The organism is Klebsiella sp. K-Nf6 (assembly GCF_002806655.1).
GTDB classification, from domain to species: Bacteria; Pseudomonadota; Gammaproteobacteria; order Enterobacterales; family Enterobacteriaceae; genus Klebsiella; species Klebsiella variicola.
In genome coordinates, this window is record NZ_PIBN01000009.1 from 26498 (window position 1) to 45519 (window position 19022).

18 protein-coding genes are annotated in these 19022 nt (G+C 59.7%); 12 read left to right on the forward strand and 6 right to left on the reverse strand.

From position 1 onward, the window contains the following. Positions 1 to 3 precede the first annotated feature (3 nt). Positions 4 to 747, reverse strand: coding sequence for a type 2 GTP cyclohydrolase I (locus CWM61_RS16005; protein ID WP_100631539.1), 744 nt, complete (start codon positions 745 to 747; stop codon positions 4 to 6). A gap of 268 nt (positions 748 to 1015) precedes the next feature. Here CWM61_RS16005 and CWM61_RS16010 point away from each other — a divergent pair, with 268 nt between their 5' ends. Then, the gene (locus CWM61_RS16010) at positions 1016 to 2494 is read left to right on the forward strand and encodes an MFS transporter (RefSeq protein ID WP_100631540.1); all 1479 of its coding nucleotides are present in this window, start codon (positions 1016 to 1018) and stop codon (positions 2492 to 2494) included. Here the strand turns inward: CWM61_RS16010 and phrB are convergent. Together phrB and CWM61_RS16020 are read right to left on the reverse strand one after the other, a co-directional pair. After that, positions 2466 to 3908: a deoxyribodipyrimidine photo-lyase gene (gene phrB, locus CWM61_RS16015; protein WP_074386517.1), complete on the reverse strand. Its 1443-nt coding sequence runs from the start codon at positions 3906 to 3908 to the stop codon at positions 2466 to 2468. The two genes, CWM61_RS16010 and phrB, sit on opposite strands and share 29 nt — an antisense overlap. A 183-nt stretch (positions 3909 to 4091) precedes the next feature. Continuing rightward, positions 4092 to 4301, reverse strand: coding sequence for a DUF2517 family protein (locus CWM61_RS16020; protein ID WP_162677839.1), 210 nt, complete (start codon positions 4299 to 4301; stop codon positions 4092 to 4094). 306 nt (positions 4302 to 4607) lie between these two features. On the opposite strand from CWM61_RS16020, the gene kdpF reads away from it, so the two are divergent. From kdpF to kdpE, 6 genes are read left to right on the forward strand one after another with little or no spacing between them, the layout of a single operon-like run. Further along, positions 4608 to 4697 carry a K(+)-transporting ATPase subunit F gene (gene kdpF / locus CWM61_RS16025; RefSeq protein WP_020323459.1) on the forward strand — a complete coding sequence of 30 codons (90 nt, stop codon included), beginning with the start codon at positions 4608 to 4610 and terminating at the stop codon, positions 4695 to 4697. After that, positions 4697 to 6376: a potassium-transporting ATPase subunit KdpA gene (gene kdpA / locus CWM61_RS16030; RefSeq protein ID WP_074386519.1), complete on the forward strand. Its 1680-nt coding sequence runs from the start codon at positions 4697 to 4699 to the stop codon at positions 6374 to 6376. Before kdpF ends, kdpA begins: the two co-directional genes overlap by 1 nt. Before the next feature lie 20 nt (positions 6377 to 6396). Beyond that, positions 6397 to 8445 carry a potassium-transporting ATPase subunit KdpB gene (gene kdpB, locus CWM61_RS16035; protein ID WP_008805672.1) on the forward strand — a complete coding sequence of 683 codons (2049 nt, stop codon included), beginning with the start codon at positions 6397 to 6399 and terminating at the stop codon, positions 8443 to 8445. Between the two features lie 10 nt (positions 8446 to 8455). Next, a complete protein-coding gene (kdpC, locus tag CWM61_RS16040; protein WP_100631541.1) occupies positions 8456 to 9031 on the forward strand; it encodes a potassium-transporting ATPase subunit KdpC in 576 nt (191 codons plus the stop codon). Next, positions 9032 to 11719, forward strand: coding sequence for a two-component system sensor histidine kinase KdpD (kdpD, locus tag CWM61_RS16045; protein WP_074386521.1), 2688 nt, complete (start codon positions 9032 to 9034; stop codon positions 11717 to 11719). It abuts the gene before it with no gap. Further along, positions 11716 to 12393: a two-component system response regulator KdpE gene (gene kdpE, locus CWM61_RS16050; RefSeq protein ID WP_061155327.1), complete on the forward strand. Its 678-nt coding sequence runs from the start codon at positions 11716 to 11718 to the stop codon at positions 12391 to 12393. Before kdpD ends, kdpE begins: the two co-directional genes overlap by 4 nt. Here kdpE and CWM61_RS16055 read toward each other — a convergent pair. The 3 genes from CWM61_RS16055 to seqA are packed head-to-tail and all read right to left on the reverse strand — an operon-like array spanning position 12375 to position 15087. Beyond that, positions 12375 to 12812, reverse strand: a complete 438-nt coding sequence (locus CWM61_RS16055) for an arginine:ornithine antiporter (RefSeq protein ID WP_074386522.1) — start codon at positions 12810 to 12812, stop codon at positions 12375 to 12377. The genes kdpE and CWM61_RS16055 overlap by 19 nt on opposite strands. Before the next feature lie 53 nt (positions 12813 to 12865). After that, positions 12866 to 14506, reverse strand: coding sequence for a phosphoglucomutase (alpha-D-glucose-1,6-bisphosphate-dependent) (gene pgm, locus CWM61_RS16060; protein WP_074386523.1), 1641 nt, complete (start codon positions 14504 to 14506; stop codon positions 12866 to 12868). A 32-nt stretch (positions 14507 to 14538) separates the two neighbouring features. Beyond that, the gene (gene seqA, locus CWM61_RS16065; RefSeq protein WP_100631542.1) at positions 14539 to 15087 is read right to left on the reverse strand and encodes a replication initiation negative regulator SeqA; all 549 of its coding nucleotides are present in this window, start codon (positions 15085 to 15087) and stop codon (positions 14539 to 14541) included. 183 nt (positions 15088 to 15270) lie between these two features. Here seqA and ybfF point away from each other — a divergent pair, with 183 nt between their 5' ends. From ybfF to tcuR, 5 genes are all read left to right on the forward strand, one after another. Next, positions 15271 to 16044, forward strand: a complete 774-nt coding sequence (gene ybfF / locus CWM61_RS16070) for an esterase (protein ID WP_074386524.1) — start codon at positions 15271 to 15273, stop codon at positions 16042 to 16044. A gap of 133 nt (positions 16045 to 16177) precedes the next feature. Next, entirely contained in the window at positions 16178 to 16471 is a 294-nt protein-coding gene (gene ybfE / locus CWM61_RS16075; protein ID WP_074386525.1) for a LexA regulated protein, read from the forward strand. A gap of 151 nt (positions 16472 to 16622) precedes the next feature. Beyond that, the gene (gene fldA / locus CWM61_RS16080; RefSeq protein WP_002894765.1) at positions 16623 to 17153 is read left to right on the forward strand and encodes a flavodoxin FldA; all 531 of its coding nucleotides are present in this window, start codon (positions 16623 to 16625) and stop codon (positions 17151 to 17153) included. A 291-nt stretch (positions 17154 to 17444) separates the two neighbouring features. Further along, the gene (gene fur / locus CWM61_RS16085) at positions 17445 to 17897 is read left to right on the forward strand and encodes a ferric iron uptake transcriptional regulator (protein WP_002894761.1); all 453 of its coding nucleotides are present in this window, start codon (positions 17445 to 17447) and stop codon (positions 17895 to 17897) included. Between the two features lie 127 nt (positions 17898 to 18024). Then, positions 18025 to 18951, forward strand: a complete 927-nt coding sequence (gene tcuR, locus CWM61_RS16090) for a tricarballylate utilization LysR family transcriptional regulator TcuR (RefSeq protein ID WP_074386526.1) — start codon at positions 18025 to 18027, stop codon at positions 18949 to 18951. Positions 18952 to 19022: the final 71 nt, after the last annotated feature.

Below are 19022 nucleotides of genomic sequence, written 5' to 3' on the forward strand. Positions count from 1 at the left end.
CCGTCAGGCAGGGTTGGGAATATCAATAAAGGTGACATCCAGGTCGGTCGTTTCCGTCAGCCATTCGCTGAGGGCGCGAATGCCACCGCGCTCGGTGGCGTGGTGACCAGCGGCATAAAAATGCAGCCCCTGCTCGCGGGCAGAGTGAATGGTTTGTTCCGACACCTCGCCGGTGATAAACGCGTCCACCCCAAAGCGCGACGCGGCGTCAATAAAGCCCTGGCCGCCGCCGGTACACCAGGCGATGCGGCTGACGGTGTCCGGCCCGGTATCGCCGCACCACAGCGGCTTGCGCCCCAACCGCGCTTCGATCCAGGAGGCCAGTTCGAGGCCGGAAACCGGCATCGACAGTTCGCCCCACGGCACCAGCGGTTCGATTTCACCCAGTACGTTAATCCCCAGCAGATGCGCCAGCTGCGCGTTGTTGCCCAGCTCCGGATGGGCATCCAGCGGCAGGTGCCAGCCATAGAGATTGATATCGTTGGCCAGCAGCGTTTTCAGGCGGCGGCGCTTCATGCCACGGATCACTGGCGACTCGTTTTTCCAGAAATAGCCATGATGGACGATCACCGCATCCGCCTGCAGCCGAACGGCTTCATCCAACAGCGCCTGGCTGGCCGTCACCCCGGTGACAATCTTGTGCACCGTGTCGCGTCCTTCCACCTGCAAACCGTTAGGGGCGAAGTCACTGATGGCCGCACTATTGAGCTTGTCGTTAATCAGTTGTTCCAGTTCGCTATTTTTCATCGCCACTCCAGCAGATAATCAGGGTATACAAAGGCATAACATAACCATATCCATTCGGGCCGTCGATAGTCCACTACCGGCACCGACCATGACTTTTTACCGGATCCCGCATTTTGTCTACCCACCCCGTCGCGCATTCGTGTATATTTATGCACTAATAAAGCATATTAAATAACCAGAAAGCCCCTCAAGCCATGAATATGACTAATTAAGCGCTATTCATGCAGAACGATCGACTTTCGCTTTACGCCAGGAAACCACACTTCTCATGAAGACAACATCATCGCAACCGCGGGCGATTTACTACGTCGTGGCGCTGCAAATCTGGGAATATTTTAGCTTCTACGGCATGCGCGCCCTGCTGATCCTCTATCTCACCAATCAGCTCAAATATGACGATAACCACGCCTACGCCCTGTTCAGCGCCTACTGTTCGCTGGTTTATGTGACGCCGATCCTCGGCGGCTATCTGGCCGATAAGCTGCTGGGCAACCGGATGGCGGTGATGCTCGGCGCGCTGCTGATGGCCATTGGCCATCTGGTGCTCGGGGCCAGCGAAACCGCCCCGGTCTTCCTCTACCTGTCGCTGGCGATCATCGTCTGCGGCTACGGGTTGTTTAAATCCAACGTCAGCTGTCTGCTGGGCGAACTCTACGAACCTGCCGATCCGCGTCGCGATGGCGGCTTCTCGCTGATGTATGCCGCGGGCAATATCGGCTCGATTATCGCGCCTATCGCCTGCGGCTACGTACAGGAGGAGTATAGCTGGGCGATGGGCTTTGCCCTGGCGGCCATCGGCATGGTGGCGGGACTGGTGATTTTTCTCTGCGGCAACCGTCACTTCCAGCATACCGCCGGCGTCAACCGCCAGGCGCTGTGCGCGCGAACCTTCCTGCTGCCGAACTGGGGCTGGCTGCTGGTGCTGCTGGTTACCGCCCCGCTGCTGATCGCCGTGCTGTTCTGGCAGGAGTGGTCGGTGTATGCCCTGATCGTGGCCACCGTTATCGGCCTGGCGGTGCTGGCGCGGATCTACCTGCGCGCTGAAACCGATAAACAGCGTAAGGATCTGCGCCTGATCGTTGTCCTCACCGCGTTTAGCCTGCTGTTCTGGGCCTTCGCCCAGCAGGGCGGGAGCTCCATCAGCCTGTATATTGACCGCTTCGTTAATCGCCATATCATGAGCTACGAAGTCCCTACCGCCATGTTCCAGTCGGTCAACGCCTTCGCGGTGATGCTCTGCGGGATGGTGCTGGCGTGGCTGGTGAAAGAGAGCGTCGGTGGCAATCGCACCGTGCGCATCTGGGGGAAATTTGCCCTCGGTCTGGGCCTGATGAGCGCCGGGTTCTGCATCCTGACCCTCAGCGCCCGCTGGTCCGCGGCCTATGGCCAGTCGTCCATGCCGCTGATGGTGCTGGGTCTGGCGGTGATGGGCTTTGCCGAACTGTTTATCGATCCGGTCGCGATGTCGCAAATCACCCGCATTGAGATCCCGGGTGTCACCGGGGTGCTGACCGGCATCTATATGCTGCTCTCCGGAGCCATCGCCAACTATCTGGCCGGCGTTATTGCCGACCAGACCTCGCAGGCGTCATTCGACGCCGCCGGGGCGGTGAACTACTCCATTGACGCCTACATCAAGGTTTTCAGCCAGATCACCTGGGGCGCGCTGGCCTGCGTTGGCGTGGTGCTGGTCATCTGGCTGTATCACTCACTGAAGGTCAGGACCCGCCGTCTGGCGGTGGAGTAATTCCTTTTCTGGCGGCCTCCCAGGCCGCCAGCGTCTCCTGCCGCGCCTGTTTGTGATCGACTATCGGGCGCGGATAATCCAGTTTGATCCCTTGTTTATCCGCCCACGCCCACGGCTGATGCAGCGCTTTTTCCGGCACCTTTGCCAGCTCAGGCAGCCAGCGACGCATAAACACCCCCTGCTTATCAAACTTCTCGCCCTGGGTGATGGGATTAAATATGCGGAAGTAGGGCGCGGCGTCGGTGCCCGTCGAGGCCGCCCACTGCCAGCCGCCGTTGTTCGCCGCCAGGTCGCCATCAATCAGCTGACTCATGAAGTAACGCTCCCCTGCCCGCCAGTCGAGGCGCAGATCTTTCGTCAGGAAGCTGGCGACAATCATGCGCAACCGGTTATGCATCCAGCCGGTGGCGTTAAGCTGGCGCATCGCGGCATCGACTATCGGAAAGCCGGTCTCCCCGCGCTGCCACGCCCGCAGGGCGGCATCATCTTCGCGCCAGGCGACCTGATCGGTCCAGGCGATAAACGGGCGTCCTTTACAGAGTTTCGGATAGTAGACCATCAGATGGCGGTAAAACTCGCGCCAGATCAGCTCATTAAGCCAGGTGGCGCCTGCCCCGCCGTCCAGCGCGGCGGGGTGTTCCGTCAGCAGACGATGCAGGCACTGACGCGGCGACAGTACCCCGATAGCCAGGCAGGGCGACAGGCGGCTGGTCCCTTCCACTGCGGGGAAGTCACGCTGTTCCTCATACTCCGCCGCCGGTTGCTGACAAAACGCGCGCAGTCGCGCCAGCGCCGTTTTTTCATCCGCGGCAAACAGCAGCCCATCGAACGGCGTTTGCGGATAGTTGAGCTCAGGCAGCGGCGGCGCCTGGCGGGCAGGTGCCTGTCGCGGCTTCGGGGCCGCCACGCACGCCGGCAGCCCGTCCCGCAGACGGCGAATAAACGCATTCTTAAACGGCGTGAAAACTTTATACATTTCGCCGCCGCCGGTCATGACGCTGCCGGGCGGCAACAGGACGCTGTCGTCAAAGCCCTGGCAAATGACATCGCGCAAGGTGTTCTCAACGGCGGCATCGCGCTGACGTTCATTGAATTCGTACTGATAGTTGTAGAACAGGTGACTGACCTGGTGCTGCTGGCAGAAATGGGCCAGCCGTTCGACGCTGGCGGTAAAATCGTCCGCCTCTTCGACCCACAGCGGTATGCCCCGTTCCGCCAGCGCGGCGTGCAGACTGTGCAAATGGCTGGCGATAAACGCGGCCTGCCGCGGCGCCAGGTGATGCTCACGCCACTGCCCCGGGGTGGCGATATACAGCGCCAGCACCTGCGCCTGCGAATCGCGGCAGGCGGCGGCCAGCGCCAGGTTATCGTGAATGCGTAAATCCGTGCGTAACCAGACCAGATGGGTGGCCATATAACTCCTCGATATCCGTCAGCAAAACTCATCTCATGATATAAGCCGGAAAAAATAGCGCGCTCCGGCAAAATAAGCACCTGCCAATTCCACTGCGGCGCATGAAAACGAGTGTAGACAAGCGACGAAAAAAAACCGCCGGGGGCAACCGGCGGTTATTGTTCTGCGTCGCAGCAGGGCGGATTAATAGAAATCGTGAGCGGCTTTTTCCGCCTGCGCCATCCACACCGGCTGCTCGCTGGTTTTCGACCACACCCGGTGCAGCCAGCTGTAGAAGCGGGCGCGATCTTTCCAGAACAGCATCACCGGCAGCGCCGCGACGCCAGCCACGACGGCGAAAGCACGACGCAGCAAAATAATATGAGCAGGATAAGCTTTGTACAACGCCATCATTTCTCTCCCCTTTGTCAGGCCGGCAAGCAGCGCCGGTAAAAGTAACCATGTTTGTCTGAGCAAAATAATACCGCTCTGGTTGTAATTTTACTACTCATCCGACCACTAAAAAGCACGTATTTATACTTAATTTACATTCACCACGTAAATTAGTTACGAAAAAGTTAAATTAATACTAATCATCAGTTAAATTGTGCCTTTGCCATTTTTATACTTTTTTTACACCGTGCCCGCCGATTTTTGCAAAATCTTTGCGCCGTAATTCCTATTCTCCTGGTAAATCAAAAAGACACCCGGAGGTGGATTGTGACTGCAGGCGTACTCACTGGCGTTGGGCTGGTGTTCCTGTTACTGGCTTATCTGGTTTATGCCTTGATACATGCGGAGGCATTCTGATGGCTGCCCAGGGATTTTTATTATTAGCCAGCTACCTGCTGGTGCTGCTGGTGCTGGCGCGCCCGCTGGGGACGTGTCTGGCGAGGATGGTGAACGATATCCCGCTTCCCGGCCTGGCCGGGGTCGAGCGCGTCCTGTGGCGCGTGGCCGGGATCCGCGCCGAGGAGATGGGCTGGCTGCAGTATTTGCTGGCAATCCTGCTGTTTAACGCGCTCGGCGGCCTGGCGCTGTTTGCCCTGCTGATGCTCCAGGGCGTGCTGCCGTTTAACCCGCAGCACCTGCCGGGGCTGTCGTGGGATCTGGCGCTCAACACGGCGATCAGCTTTGTCAGTAATACCAACTGGCAGGCTTACGCCGGCGAAAGCACCATGAGCTATCTCAGCCAGATGGTTGGCCTGACGGTACAGAATTTCCTCTCTGCCGCCACCGGGATCGCCGTGGTCTTCGCCCTGACCCGTGCCTTTGCCCGGCAGAAAATGTCCACCCTTGGCAATGCCTGGGTCGACCTGACACGCATTACCCTGTGGCTGCTGCTGCCGCTCTCCTTGCTGGTCGCTCTGTTCTTTATTCAGCAAGGGGTACCGCAGAATCTGCTGGCCTACCAGCCCTTTACCACCCTCGAAGGGGCACACCAGCTGCTGCCGATGGGGCCTGTCGCCTCGCAGGAAGCGATTAAGCTGCTGGGCACCAACGGCGGCGGTTTCTTTAACGCCAACTCCGCTCACCCGTTTGAAAACCCGACCGCGCTGACCAATCTCGTGCAGATGCTGGCGATCTTCCTTATCCCGGCGGCGCTGTGCTTCGCCTTCGGCGAGGTAGTGAGCGATCGCCGCCAGGGGCGCGCCATCCTGTGGGCAATGACGCTGATCTTTATCCTCTGCGTCGCCGTGGTGATGTGGGCGGAAACTCGCGGTAACCCACACCTGCTGACGCTGGGCGCCGACAGCAGCCTGAATATGGAAGGTAAAGAGAGCCGCTTCGGTATTCTCGCCAGTAGCCTGTTCGCGGTGATCACCACTGCGGCCTCCTGCGGCGCGGTCAACGCCATGCATGACTCCTTCACCGCGCTGGGCGGCATGGTGCCGATGTGGCTGATGCAGATTGGCGAAGTCGTGTTCGGCGGCGTCGGCTCGGGCCTGTACGGCATGCTGCTGTTCGTCATGCTGGCGGTGTTTATCGCCGGACTGATGGTCGGCCGCACCCCGGAGTACCTCGGGAAGAAAATCGATGTCCGGGAAATGAAAATGATCGCCCTGGCCATTCTGGTCACCCCGACGCTGGTACTGCTTGGCACGGCACTGGCGATGATGACCGAAGCTGGCCGCGCCGGGATGTTCAACCCCGGGCCACACGGCTTTAGCGAGGTGCTGTACGCCGTCACCTCGGCAGCCAATAACAACGGCAGCGCCTTCGCTGGCCTGGGGGCGGCGACGCCGTTCTGGAACCTGCTGTTGGCGTTCTGCATGCTGGTCGGCCGCTTCGCCGTCATCATTCCGGTGATGGCTATCGCCGGCTCGCTGGTGGTGAAGAAAATTCAACCAGCCAGTCCCGGCACCCTGGCCACCCACGACGCCCTGTTTATCGGTCTGCTGATCGGCACCGTGCTGCTGGTGGGCGCCCTGACCTTTATTCCTGCGCTGGCGCTTGGCCCGCTGGCTGAACACTTTACCTTACTTTGAGCGATGCGGAGCACCCTGTTATGAGTCGCAAACAATTAGCCCTGCTGGAGCCGACGCTGGTGCGCCAGGCGCTGCTGGATGCCGTCAAAAAACTCAGCCCGATGGTGCAATGGCGCAATCCGGTGATGTTTATCGTCTGGGTGGGCAGTCTGTTAACTACCTTGCTGGCGATCGCGATGGCTGGCGGCGCCCTGACCGGTAGCGCCACCTTTACCGCTGCCGTCAGTATCTGGCTGTGGTTTACCGTGCTGTTCGCCAACTTTGCCGAAGCGATGGCGGAAGGCCGTAGCAAAGCCCAGGCCAACAGCCTGAAAGGGGTGAAAAAAACGGCCTTCGCCCGCAAACTGCGCGCCCCGCAGCATGACGCGACGGTCGACCACGTGCCGGCGGAAGACCTGCGTAAGGGCGACGTGGTGCTGGTGGAAGCCGGGGATATTATCCCCTGCGACGGTGAAGTCATCGAAGGCGGCGCCTCGGTGGACGAAAGCGCCATTACCGGCGAGTCTGCCCCGGTGATCCGTGAATCCGGTGGCGATTTTGCCTCGGTGACCGGCGGGACGCGCATTCTCTCCGACTGGCTGGTGATCCGCTGCAGCGTGAACCCGGGAGAAACCTTCCTCGACCGGATGATCGCCATGGTGGAAGGCGCCCAGCGCCGTAAAACGCCGAACGAGATCGCCCTGACGATCCTGCTGATCGCCCTGACGCTGGTGTTCCTGCTGGCCACCGCCACCATCTGGCCGTTCTCGGCGTGGAGCGGCAATGCGGTCAGCGTTACCGTGCTGGTCGCCCTGCTGGTGTGCCTGATCCCGACCACCATCGGCGGGCTGCTGTCGGCCATCGGCGTCGCCGGGATGAGTCGTATGCTCGGCGCCAACGTGATTGCCACCAGCGGCCGCGCGGTGGAAGCCGCTGGCGACGTCGATGTCCTGCTGCTGGATAAAACCGGGACTATTACCCTCGGCAACCGCCAGGCCTCTGCCTTCCTGCCGGCGCGCGGCGTGGAAGAGCGAACCCTCGCCGACGCCGCCCAGCTCTCCTCGCTGGCGGATGAAACCCCTGAGGGGCGCAGCATCGTGGTGCTGGCGAAACAGCGCTTTAACCTGCGCGAACGCGATCTGCAGTCGCTACACGCCACCTTTGTCCCCTTTACCGCGCAAACGCGGATGAGCGGCATCAATATCGATCAACGCATGATCCGCAAAGGGTCGGTGGACGCCATTCGCCGCCACGTGGAGGCCAATGGAGGCCACTTCCCTGCCGATGTCGATAAGCAGGTGGAAGAGGTCGCCCGCCAGGGGGCCACGCCGCTGGTGGTCGCCGAAGGGGAAAAGGTGCTGGGGATTATTTCACTCAAAGATATCGTCAAAGGCGGTATCAAAGAACGTTTCGCCCAACTGCGCAAAATGGGCATTAAAACGGTGATGATCACCGGCGATAACCGCCTGACCGCCGCGGCGATCGCCGCCGAGGCCGGGGTCGATGATTTCCTCGCCGAAGCGACGCCGGAAGCCAAGCTGGCCTTGATCCGCCAGTATCAGTCGGAAGGTCGGCTGGTGGCGATGACCGGCGACGGCACCAACGACGCGCCCGCGCTGGCTCAGGCCGACGTGGCGGTGGCCATGAACTCCGGCACCCAGGCGGCGAAGGAAGCGGGCAACATGGTCGACCTGGATTCCAACCCCACCAAGCTGATTGAGGTGGTCCATATCGGCAAACAGATGTTAATGACGCGCGGCTCGCTGACCACCTTCAGTATTGCCAACGACGTGGCGAAATATTTCGCCATTATTCCGGCAGCGTTTGCCGCGGTCTATCCCCAGCTGGCCATGCTGAATGTGATGGGCCTGCATTCGCCGTCGTCGGCGATCCTTAGCGCCGTCATCTTTAACGCGCTGATCATCGTCTTCCTGATCCCGCTGGCCCTGAAAGGCGTGAGCTATCGTCCGCTCTCCGCGTCGGCGATGCTGCGCCGCAACTTGTGGATCTACGGCCTCGGCGGTCTGCTGGTGCCCTTTATCGGTATTAAAGCCATTGACCTGCTGCTGACCCTGAGCGGTCTGGTGTGAGGAAAAAACTATGTCATTGATTCGTCCAGCACTTGTGCTATTTATTCTGTTAACGCTGCTCACCGGCGGCGTCTATCCTCTGCTGACCACCAGCCTAGGACAATGGTGGTTTAACTCACAGGCCAACGGCTCGCTGATCCGCCTGAACGGTGAGGTGCGCGGCTCCGGACTGATTGGCCAGAACTTTAGCGCAGCTGGCTATTTCCAGGGCCGCCCGTCGGCCACCGCTGAGACGGCGGATAATCCGATGGCCTCGGGCGGCAGCAACCTCGCCGCCAGCAACCCGGCGCTGGATAAAGCAGTGAGCGAGCGCGTACAGGCTCTGCGCGCCGCTAACCCGGACGCCGACCCGCAGGTACCAGTCGAGCTGGTCACCACCTCGGCGAGCGGTCTCGATAACAACCTGACCCCGGCCGCCGCACTGTGGCAGGTGCCCCGGGTGGCTAAAGCGCGCCAACTGAGCGTTGAGCAGGTGACCCTGCTGGTGAATCAGGCCACACAAACCCCGCTGCTGAGCTTCCTTGGTCAGCCGGTGGTCAATATACTGCAACTCAATATGGCGCTGGATGCCCTGAAGGATAAGTAAATGAGTGACGAGCCGCTGCGCCCGGACCCTGACCGCCTGCTGCAGCACACCGCCGCCCCGCATCGCGGCAAACTGAAAGTGTTCTTCGGCGCCTGCGCCGGGGTGGGGAAAACCTGGGCGATGCTGGCGGAAGCGCAGCGGCTGCGCGCCCAGGGGCTGGATATTCTGATTGGCGTGGCGGAGACCCACGGCCGAAAAGAGACCGCCGCGATGCTGCAGGGCCTGAGCACTCTGCCGCCGCGGCGACTCGCTCATCGTGGGCGGTACGTCTATGAGTTCGATCTCGACGCCGCCCTCGCCCGCCGTCCGGCGCTGATTCTGGTGGATGAGCTGGCGCACAGCAATGCGCCCGGCTCCCGCCATCCGAAGCGCTGGCAGGATGTGGATGAACTGCTGGATGCCGGGATTGATGTCTTTACCACCGTCAACGTCCAGCATCTGGAAAGCCTGAATGACGTCGTCAGCGGGATCACCGGCGTTCAGGTGCGGGAGACCGTCCCCGATCCCTTCTTTGACGCCGCAGACGACGTGGTGCTGGTGGACCTCCCCCCTGACGATCTGCGCCAGCGGCTCAATGAGGGCAAAGTCTATATCGGCGGCCAGGCCGAGCGCGCCATCGAAAACTTTTTCCGCAAAGGAAACCTGATTGCGCTGCGCGAACTGGCCCTCCGCCGCACCGCCGACCGCGTCGATGAACAGATGCGCGCCTGGCGCGACCGCCAGGGCCAGGAGAAAGTCTGGCACACCCGCGATGCGATCCTGCTCTGTATCGGGCACAACACCGGCAGCGAAAAGCTGGTGCGCGCCGCCGCCCGGCTCGCCGCCCGCCTGGGCAGCGTCTGGCATGCGGTGTATGTCGAGACCCCTTCCCTGCACCGCCTGCCGGAAGCCCGGCGGCGGGCTATCCTCGCCGCGCTGCGTCTGGCCCAGGAACTGGGGGCCGAAACCGCCACCCTCTCCGACCCGTCGGAAGAGAAAGCGGTCCTCCATTACGCCCGCGAGCATAACCTCGGCAAAATCGTCATCGGCCGCCAGCGCAAACGCCGCTGGTGGGATCGCAGCGGCTTCGCCGACCGTCTGGCTCGCCATGCGCCGGACCTCGATCTGGTGGTGATCGCCCTCGATGAAAAACCGTCCCCCCTCCCTGCCCGGGCCAACGACAGCCGTACGGCGCTGGAAAAGTGGCGTCTGCAGCTGCAGGGCTGTGCGGTGGCGGTAGCGCTATGCGCCATCATTACCCTGGTGGCTATGCAGTGGTTGATGGCCTTCGAAGCCGCCAACCTGGTAATGCTCTATCTGCTGGGGGTGGTGATCATCGCCCTGGTCTATGGCCGCTGGCCGTCGGTGCTGGCGACGGTGATCAACGTTATCAGCTTCGATCTCTTTTTTGTCGCCCCGCGCGGGACGCTGGCGGTGTCAGATGTCCAGTATCTGCTCACTTTCGGCGTGATGCTCACCGTGGGCCTGCTTATCGGTAACCTTACCGCCGGCGTGCGCTACCAGGCACGGGTGGCGCGCTACCGTGAACGCCGTACCCGTCACCTGTATGAGATGTCTAAAGCGCTGGCGGTAGGTCGCAGCCCACTGGATATCGCCATCACCAGCGAGCGGTTTATCGCCTCCACCTTTCAGGCCCGCAGCCAGTTGCTGCTGCCGGACGCCCAGGGAAAACTGCTGCCCTTAACCCACCAGCCAGGGCTGACCCCATGGGATGACGCCATCGCCCGCTGGAGCTTTGATAAGGGCCAACCTGCCGGCGCCGGCACCGATACCCTGCCGGGCGTGCCGTACCAGATTTTACCCCTGAAGAGCGCCGTCCGAACCTGGGGGCTCTTAGTGGTGGAACCGGAGAATCTGCGCCAGCTGATGATCCCGGAGCAGCAGCGGCTGCTGGAGACCTTCACCCTGCTGGTGGCCAGCGCCCTGGAGCGCCTCACTCTGACCGCCAGCGAAGAGCAGGCCCGGCTGACCAGCGAGCGCGAAAGCCTGCGTAACTCGCTGCTCGCTGCCCTGTCGCACGATCTGCGTACTCCGCTGACCGTGCTGTTTGGCCAGGCGGAAATCCTAACTCTCGATCTGGCCAGCGAAGGTTCAAAACATGCTCCGCAGGCCAACGAAATTCGCCAGCATGTACTCAACACCACGCGACTGGTGAACAACCTGCTGGATATGGCGCGGATCCAGTCCGGCGGCTTTAATCTGCATAAGGAGTGGCTGACGCTGGAGGAAGTGGTCGGCAGCGCGCTGCGCATGCTCGAACCGAGTCTCGGCGGCCAGCACATTCAGCTGGATTTACCCGATCCCCTCCAGCTGGTGCATGTCGACGGGCCGCTGTTCGAGCGGGTGCTGATCAACCTGCTGGAAAATGCCCATAAGTATGCCGGCGCCCGGGCAGACATCGGCATCCGCGCCGAGGCGGACGCCAGGCAGCTGTCGCTGGAAGTATGGGATAATGGTCCGGGGATCCCGACGGGCCAGGAACAGGCTATCTTTGATAAATTCGCCCGCGGCAACAAAGAGTCGGCGATCCCTGGCGTCGGGCTGGGCCTTGCCATCTGTCAGGCCATCGTCGACGTCCACGGCGGGACCATCTCCGCCAGCAACCGGCCCGAGGGCGGTGCCTCTTTCCGTGTTACACTGCCGAGAGAAGCGCCCCCTGAACTGGAAGAGCTACCTGAGGAATTGTGATTAACGTTCTGATTATCGAAGACGAACACGCTATCCGTCGCTTTCTGCGCACCGCGCTGGAAGCCGACGGCATGCGCGTATTTGAAGCGGAAACCCTGCAGCGTGGGCTGATTGAAGCCGCCACTCGTAAGCCCGACCTCGTGATCCTCGATCTGGGCCTGCCGGATGGTGACGGCATTGATTTTATTCGCGATCTGCGCCAGTGGAGCCAGATGCCGATTATCGTCCTGTCAGCGCGTAGCGAAGAGCATGACAAAATTGCCGCCCTGGATGCCGGCGCTGATGACTACTTAAGTAAACCCTTTGGCATCGGCGAGTTGCAGGCCCGCCTGCGCGTTGCGCTGCGTCGCCACGGCGCGGCGCAGGACGATGAGCCAGTGGTTCGCTTCGCCGACCTGGAGGTCAATATCCCCGCCCGCCGCATCCTGCGCGGCAGCGAAGAGATCCACCTGACGCCCATCGAGTTTCGCCTGCTGGCGGCGTTGTTGAATAATCCCGGTAAAGTACTGACCCAGCGTCAGCTGCTAAATCAGGTGTGGGGGCCTAACGCCGTGGAGCACAGCCACTATCTGCGGATCTATATGGGTCATCTGCGACAAAAGCTGGAGGCCGATCCGGCACGGCCGCAGCATCTGCTGACCGAAACCGGCATTGGCTATCGCTTTATGCCGTGAATCCCGCCTCTGCAGTACCAGAGGCTGGCGAGTTTCAGACCTTCAGAGAGCAGCAGAAAACCTGCCAGGATCGCTACATGCCTGATGCCGGCAGCCTGAATCAGCCACAGACCCAGTGACAGCGAAGGTTGCATAAACACCAGCCTGAGCGGCGCCTGCCCCCAGGCCAGCCACAACGCATAACGGCTCTGGCGGAAAAAGAGGATCATCGACAGCGGGATGCTGATAATCAGCAGAACATTCAGCGGGTACAGCCAGGCCGCCGCGGAGCCGTAAGTCTGCAGCAACTGGAGATAAGCCAGCAGATCGTCGTAAAAAGGGAGGCGGCGGTGGGCAATATTCCACCATAAGAATTGCAGGACGAAAAAGAGATCCATCCACGCCCAGAATAAAAACAGGGTCTTCCGTTGTATTTTCATCGCTATCCTTGCGAAAAAAATCAGGCCCTCAAGGGGCCTGATGTTTGGCTACGTTACGCGTTCTTCAGCACTTCACTCACAATCTCTACCGCTTCTTTTTCAATCAGCTTGCGATGCTCTTCGCCGAGGAAGCTTTCGCAGTAGATCTTATAGGCGTCTTCGGTGCCTGACGGACGCGCCGCGAACCAGCCGTTGTCGGTCATCACCTTCAGACCGCCAATCGCCGCCCCGTTGCCCGGCGCCGCGGTCAGACGGGCAGTGATCGGATCGCCCGCCAGCGTGTCAGCGCTGACCATTTCCGGAGAGAGCTTGGACAGCGCCGCTTTCTGCGCGGAAGTTGCGGAAGCCTGCAAACGGTTATAGCTCGGCGCACCGAAGCGTTCAGCCAGTTCGTTATAATGCTCCTGCGGGTTTTTCCCGGTCACCGCGGTGATTTCCGCCGCCAGCAGGCACATGATGATGCCGTCTTTATCGGTGGACCACGGCGTGCCGTCGAAGCGCAGGAAGGAGGCCCCGGCGCTCTCTTCGCCGCCGAAGCCGAAGCTGCCGTCGAACAGGCCGTCGACAAACCATTTAAAGCCCACTGGCACTTCCACCAGCTTGCGGCCCAGATCGTTCACCACGCGGTCAATCATCGCGGAGGAGACCAGCGTTTTACCCACCGCCACCTCTTTGCCCCACTGCGGACGATGCTGGAACAGGTAGTTGATCGCTACCGCCAGGTAGTGGTTCGGGTTCATCAGCCCGGCTGGGGTGACAATCCCGTGGCGGTCGTAATCCGGATCGTTAGCAAACGCCAGATCGAACTTATCGCGCAGCGCCAGCAGGCCCGCCATCGCACACTCTGAGGAGCAGTCCATACGGATGGCGCCGTCTTTATCGAGGTGCATAAAGCGGAAAGTCTGGTCAACCTGATCGTTCACAATGGTCAGATTGAGCTTGTAGTATTCGCCAATGCGTTTCCAGTATTCGATACCGGACCCGCCCAGCGGATCGACGCCCAGCGTCAGGCCCGCTTTCTGGATCGCCGCCATGTCGACGATGTCCGCCAGCCCCTCAATGAACGGCTGCACCAGATCCTGTTCTTTAACGTGACCAGAAGCCAGCGCCGCGTCCAGAGAAATGCGTTTCACGCCCTGCAGGCCCGCGGCCAGCAGTTCGTTGGCGCGGTTTTCCACCACTTTGGTGACGTTGGTATCAGCCGGGCCGCCGTTTGGCGGGTTGTACTTAATACCACCATCTTCCGGCGGGTTGTGTGACGGGGTGATCACAATGCCGTCTGCCAGCGGACCGCCTTTCTTGTTATGCACCAGAATCGCATTGGAGACCGCCGGCGTCGGAGTGAAGCCGTTGTTTTCCTGCACGATCACGTCAACGCCGTTGGCGGTTAACACTTCCAGCACCGAAATAAACGCCGGCTCGGAGAGAGCGTGGGTATCTTTGCCGACATAGCACGGACCGGTGATCCCGTTCTTCGCACGATCTTCCGCAATGGCCTGGGCGATGGCCAGGATATGCGGTTCGTTGAAGTTGTGGCGCGCCGCGCTACCGCGATGGCCAGAGGTGCCGAATTTTACCGCATGCTCCGCATTACCGACTTCAGGCTTCAGCACGTAGTACTGAGCAGTCAGTTGGGCGACGTTAATCAAATCACTCTGTTGCGCAGGCTGCCCCGCACGTTTATCGATTGCCATTGCCTGATCCTTCTGGTGCAAATGTTAAAAAGCTAGATCGTGCCGCAAACCTTTTCGATTAGCTCCGCAGGGAACTGCATCGACTGCATGATGTGCTCAATCATGCTGCATTTACGGCCGGTATTGGTATTAGTGATAACCCACCACGGTGTACCAGGAACCTGTTTTGGTTTGGTCTGATTACCGCTTTTCAGCAGCGTACGCGCATCTTCTGCGAAGTAGACGCGCGTGCGGCCATGCAGAGACTCAGTCGCCTCGGCAAATGCTTTATTGTCCAGGGAATAGAGGGTCGTCAACACCAGCATAAAACGGTTCACCGCGCGCTTCTGCTCGGCGTATTCATCAGATAACAGCAGCTCGCGCATGGCGCGGACTTTATCTTTCGCCGGGTTAACGGGTTTCACCTCAACGGCAGGCGCTGGCGCCAGTGCCGGCGCGGCTTTGCTGACCGGTGTAGCCGGTTGGGAAACGGCGGAAAATTTCAGCATGCGCCGTAAAATGTCGGATGCGCTCTCGCCGATATGCAGAGTGTGGCTGGCAATATAGCGATAGAGTTCATCATCAACTTCAATTGTTTTCATCTTAATCCAGTGCGATATCTTTTCTGAATACAAATCGTTGGGATTATAAGTTCAAATCCCAACCGCGGATAGCGTCAAACCAGGATGGCGGTAAAACTCAGAAAACTTCTGGGTCTTGCAGCCGGATGGCAGAATGTCCAACATAATACCCTAACCCGACGGAGCGAAAAAAAGAACTTTGCCATGAAATTAAATAGCCGAGCGCAATCTGCACAGAATCCGCACAACCACTCCCCGATCGTGCTGGTCCACGGTCTTTTTGGCAGCCTGGACAACCTGGGCATCCTCGCCCGCGACCTGATCGCCGACCACGATATTGTGCAGGTCGATATGCGCAACCACGGTTTGTCGCCGCGATCGCCAGAGATGACCTACCCCGCGATGGCGCAGGATCTGCTCGATACGCTCGACGCGCACCAGATCGAGCGCGCCACCTTTATCGGCCATTCGATGGGCGGGAAAGCGGTGATGGCGCTCACCGCGCTGGCGCCGGAACGCATCAGCGGACTGGTGGCGATCGATATCGCGCCGGTGGATTATCATGTGCGTCGCCATGACGAGATCTTCACCGCTATCCGCGCCGTCAGCGAATCCCCCGCCAGCAGCCGCCAGCAGGCGGCGCAGGTGATGCGCGAGCATCTGCGGGAAGAAGGCGTGATTCAGTTTCTGCTGAAATCTTTTGTCGACGGCGAATGGCGCTTTAACGTGCCGGTGCTGTGGGACCAGTACCCGCATATCGTCGGCTGGGAAACGATTCCGGCCTGGCCGCATCCGACGCAGTTTATTCCCGGCGGCAACTCGCCCTATGTGACCGACGCCTACCGCGACGCGCTGCTGGCGCAGTTCCCGCAGGCCCGGGCGCACGTCATCGCCGGCGCCGGACACTGGGTGCATGCCGAGAAACCCGAAGCGGTGTTACGCGCCATCCGCCGCTATCTGACGAGCATCGCCGCCTGATTGGCTAAAATATGCCCGACCGCGCCGCAGAATGCCCGCGGTCGTTGGCGCAGCCGTTCGCCTGATGTATGATGGCGCGCTATCTGCGCCGGCTAGAGCCCGGCTGCTTGTTTCCCCGAAGTCACTCAGAATCATGGCAAAAGAACAAACGGACCGTACGACATTAGATTTGTTCGCAAACGAGCGTCGCCCGGGAAGACCGAAAACCAATCCGCTGTCGCGCGATGAACAACTGCGCATCAACAAACGTAACCAGCTGAAACGCGATAAGGTTCGCGGGCTGAAGCGCGTCGAGTTAAAACTCAACGCCGAGGCGGTCGATGCGCTCAATGAACTGGCGGAAGCGCGTAATATGAGCCGCAGCGATCTCATTGAAGAGATGCTGATGACGCAATTGCACGCCCTGCACAGCCAGGGAAAAGTCTAACTTTCCGCGAAAAATCCGCATTCGTGTAGCAGAGTGTGCAGTCGGGCGTGATTGCTGTTTCCGCGCCCTTGCCTGTTCTGCTATGATTGCCGTTATCTATGGGCATCGCGTCCCTACCACATCATTTAAGTTTCAAGAGGTTATTTTACTCATGGCAATCATCGGCATCTTTTTTGGCAGCGACACCGGCAACACCGAAAATATTGCAAAAATGATTCAAAAGCAGCTTGGTAAAGATGTTGCTGATGTTCACGACATTGCCAAAAGCAGCAAAGAAGACCTGGAAGCCCATGACATTCTGCTGCTCGGTATCCCCACCTGGTACTACGGGGAAGCGCAGTGTGACTGGGACGACTTCTTCCCGACGCTGGAAGAGATCGACTTCAATGGTAAACTGGTGGCGCTGTTCGGCTGTGGCGACCAGGAAGACTACGCAGAATACTTCTGCGACGCGCTGGGCACCATCCGCGACATCATTGAGCCGCGCGGCGCGACCATCGTCGGTCACTGGCCGACAGCCGGGTATCATTTTGAGGCCTCCAAAGGCCTGGCGGATGACGACCACTTCGTCGGCCTCGCCATCGATGAAGACCGCCAGCCGGAGCTGACCAACGAGCGCGTTGAGAAATGGGTGAAGCAGGTTGCCGAAGAGCTGCACCTCGAAGAAATCAAAAACGCCTGATGATTAAGCGGCGCAATCATTGAGTTGCGTCGCATTAATAGACAAAAGCAATCAAACTAATAGCTACAAGTTTTTAACTTTTAATCACATATCTGTACAATGTCCTCTGATTCTACGAGGCACGTGACGCAGTTTGTAGCTGGTGCCTCGTTTTTGACAGCAAACCAGGCCTGATGCTTGCAGTTTTCATTTACCAGTGGCAGTTCTATAATGAGACGCATTACGTCGGGTTAATTTCTGTATGACTTCCGTTGAAGGAAGTAGATCGTTTAGCAACAGGACAGATTCCGCATGACTGACAACAATACCGCATTAAAGAAGGCTGGCCTGAAAGTCACACTTCCTCGACTGAAAATCCTTGAAGTGCTGCAGGAACCGGATAACCATCATGTCAGTGCGGAAGACTTATATAAACGCCTGATCGACATGGGCGAGGAGATCGGTCTGGCGACTGTTTACCGCGTACTCAACCAGTTTGATGATGCCGGTATCGTGACTCGTCATAATTTTGAAGGCGGTAAATCCGTTTTCGAACTGACCCAGCAGCATCACCACGATCACCTGATTTGCCTCGACTGCGGCAAAGTGATCGAATTCAGCGATGACTCGATCGAATTGCGCCAGCGTGAAATTGCCTCCCGCCACGGCATCCGCCTGACCAACCACAGTCTGTATCTGTACGGTCACTGTGCGGAAGGTGATTGCCGCGAGGACGAACACGCCCACGACGCGGTGGAAAAATAATTTCCCGCTTCGCTGAGACTGAAAAGCCAACCTGCCGGTTGGCTTTTTTATGGGCGCCTCTGCCGCCCTTCCCGCTCTCGTCCCAAAGGTGACCTTCCCGCGTCCCCGTTTTGTCCGGAGAGTTGATATGGAACTTCGCCAGCTACGCTATTTTGTGCGCATTGTTGAAACCGGCAGCATGGGACGCGCCGCGCTTGATCTTAATATCGGCGTCTCGGCGCTCAGCCAGCAGATCGCGCGCCTGGAAAACGAACTGGCCATTCGCCTGCTGCAGCGGACCTCCCGCGGGGTCACGCCCACCAGCGCGGGGCTCGCCTTCTACTCGCAGGCACAGCTGGCGCTGCGCCATGCCGATGATGCCATCCTCGCCGCCCGCGAGGCGCGCCTGTCAGGCCACGTTAGCGTCGGCATGGCCCCCAGCACCGCCTCCGTTCTCGGCGTCCCGTTCATCAATGCGATGCGCGAAAGCTATCCCGACGTACGCCTGCATCTGGTGGAAAGCCTCTCCGGTAATCTGGAGCGGATGATCAACACCCGCCAGCTCGATTTAGCTATCGTCTTCCAGCAGGAGAAGATCCTGCGCTGGAGCGCCAGACCGGTGCTGGAAGAGCGCCTGTTCCTGATAGGCACCCATACGCTGTTGGCCCCCCTGCAGGAGGACCACATCTCTCCTGACCAGCTCACCTCCCTGCCGTTGATTATGCCAAGCCAGGGCCACGGCCTGCGCGGCAGGCTGGAGGCGGTTTGCCAGCAACACAATCTCAGCGTTGAGGTGGTGGCGGACATTGACGGTCTGGCTCTGCTGATGCAGGCCGTGCGCAGCGGACTGGGGGCCACCCTACAGCCCGGAGCCGCCATTTCCCATCTTGACCATCAGGCGCTAAGGGTGATCGACGTCGTTAATCCGGTACTCAGTCGCCCCAACTTTCTGGTCAGTCTGTCCGATGATGAACTCACTCCGGCAGGCCTTGCGGCTCGAGTGATACTCAGCAAAGTCATGCGTCAGCTGGTGGAGTCTGACCGCTGGCCGGGCGCTACCCTTTACACTCGCTAAACCCCTCTTTAACGCTACGCCATAGCGCCACGTCGTCGTTACCACCTACATTCCCATTACAAATTTAACAA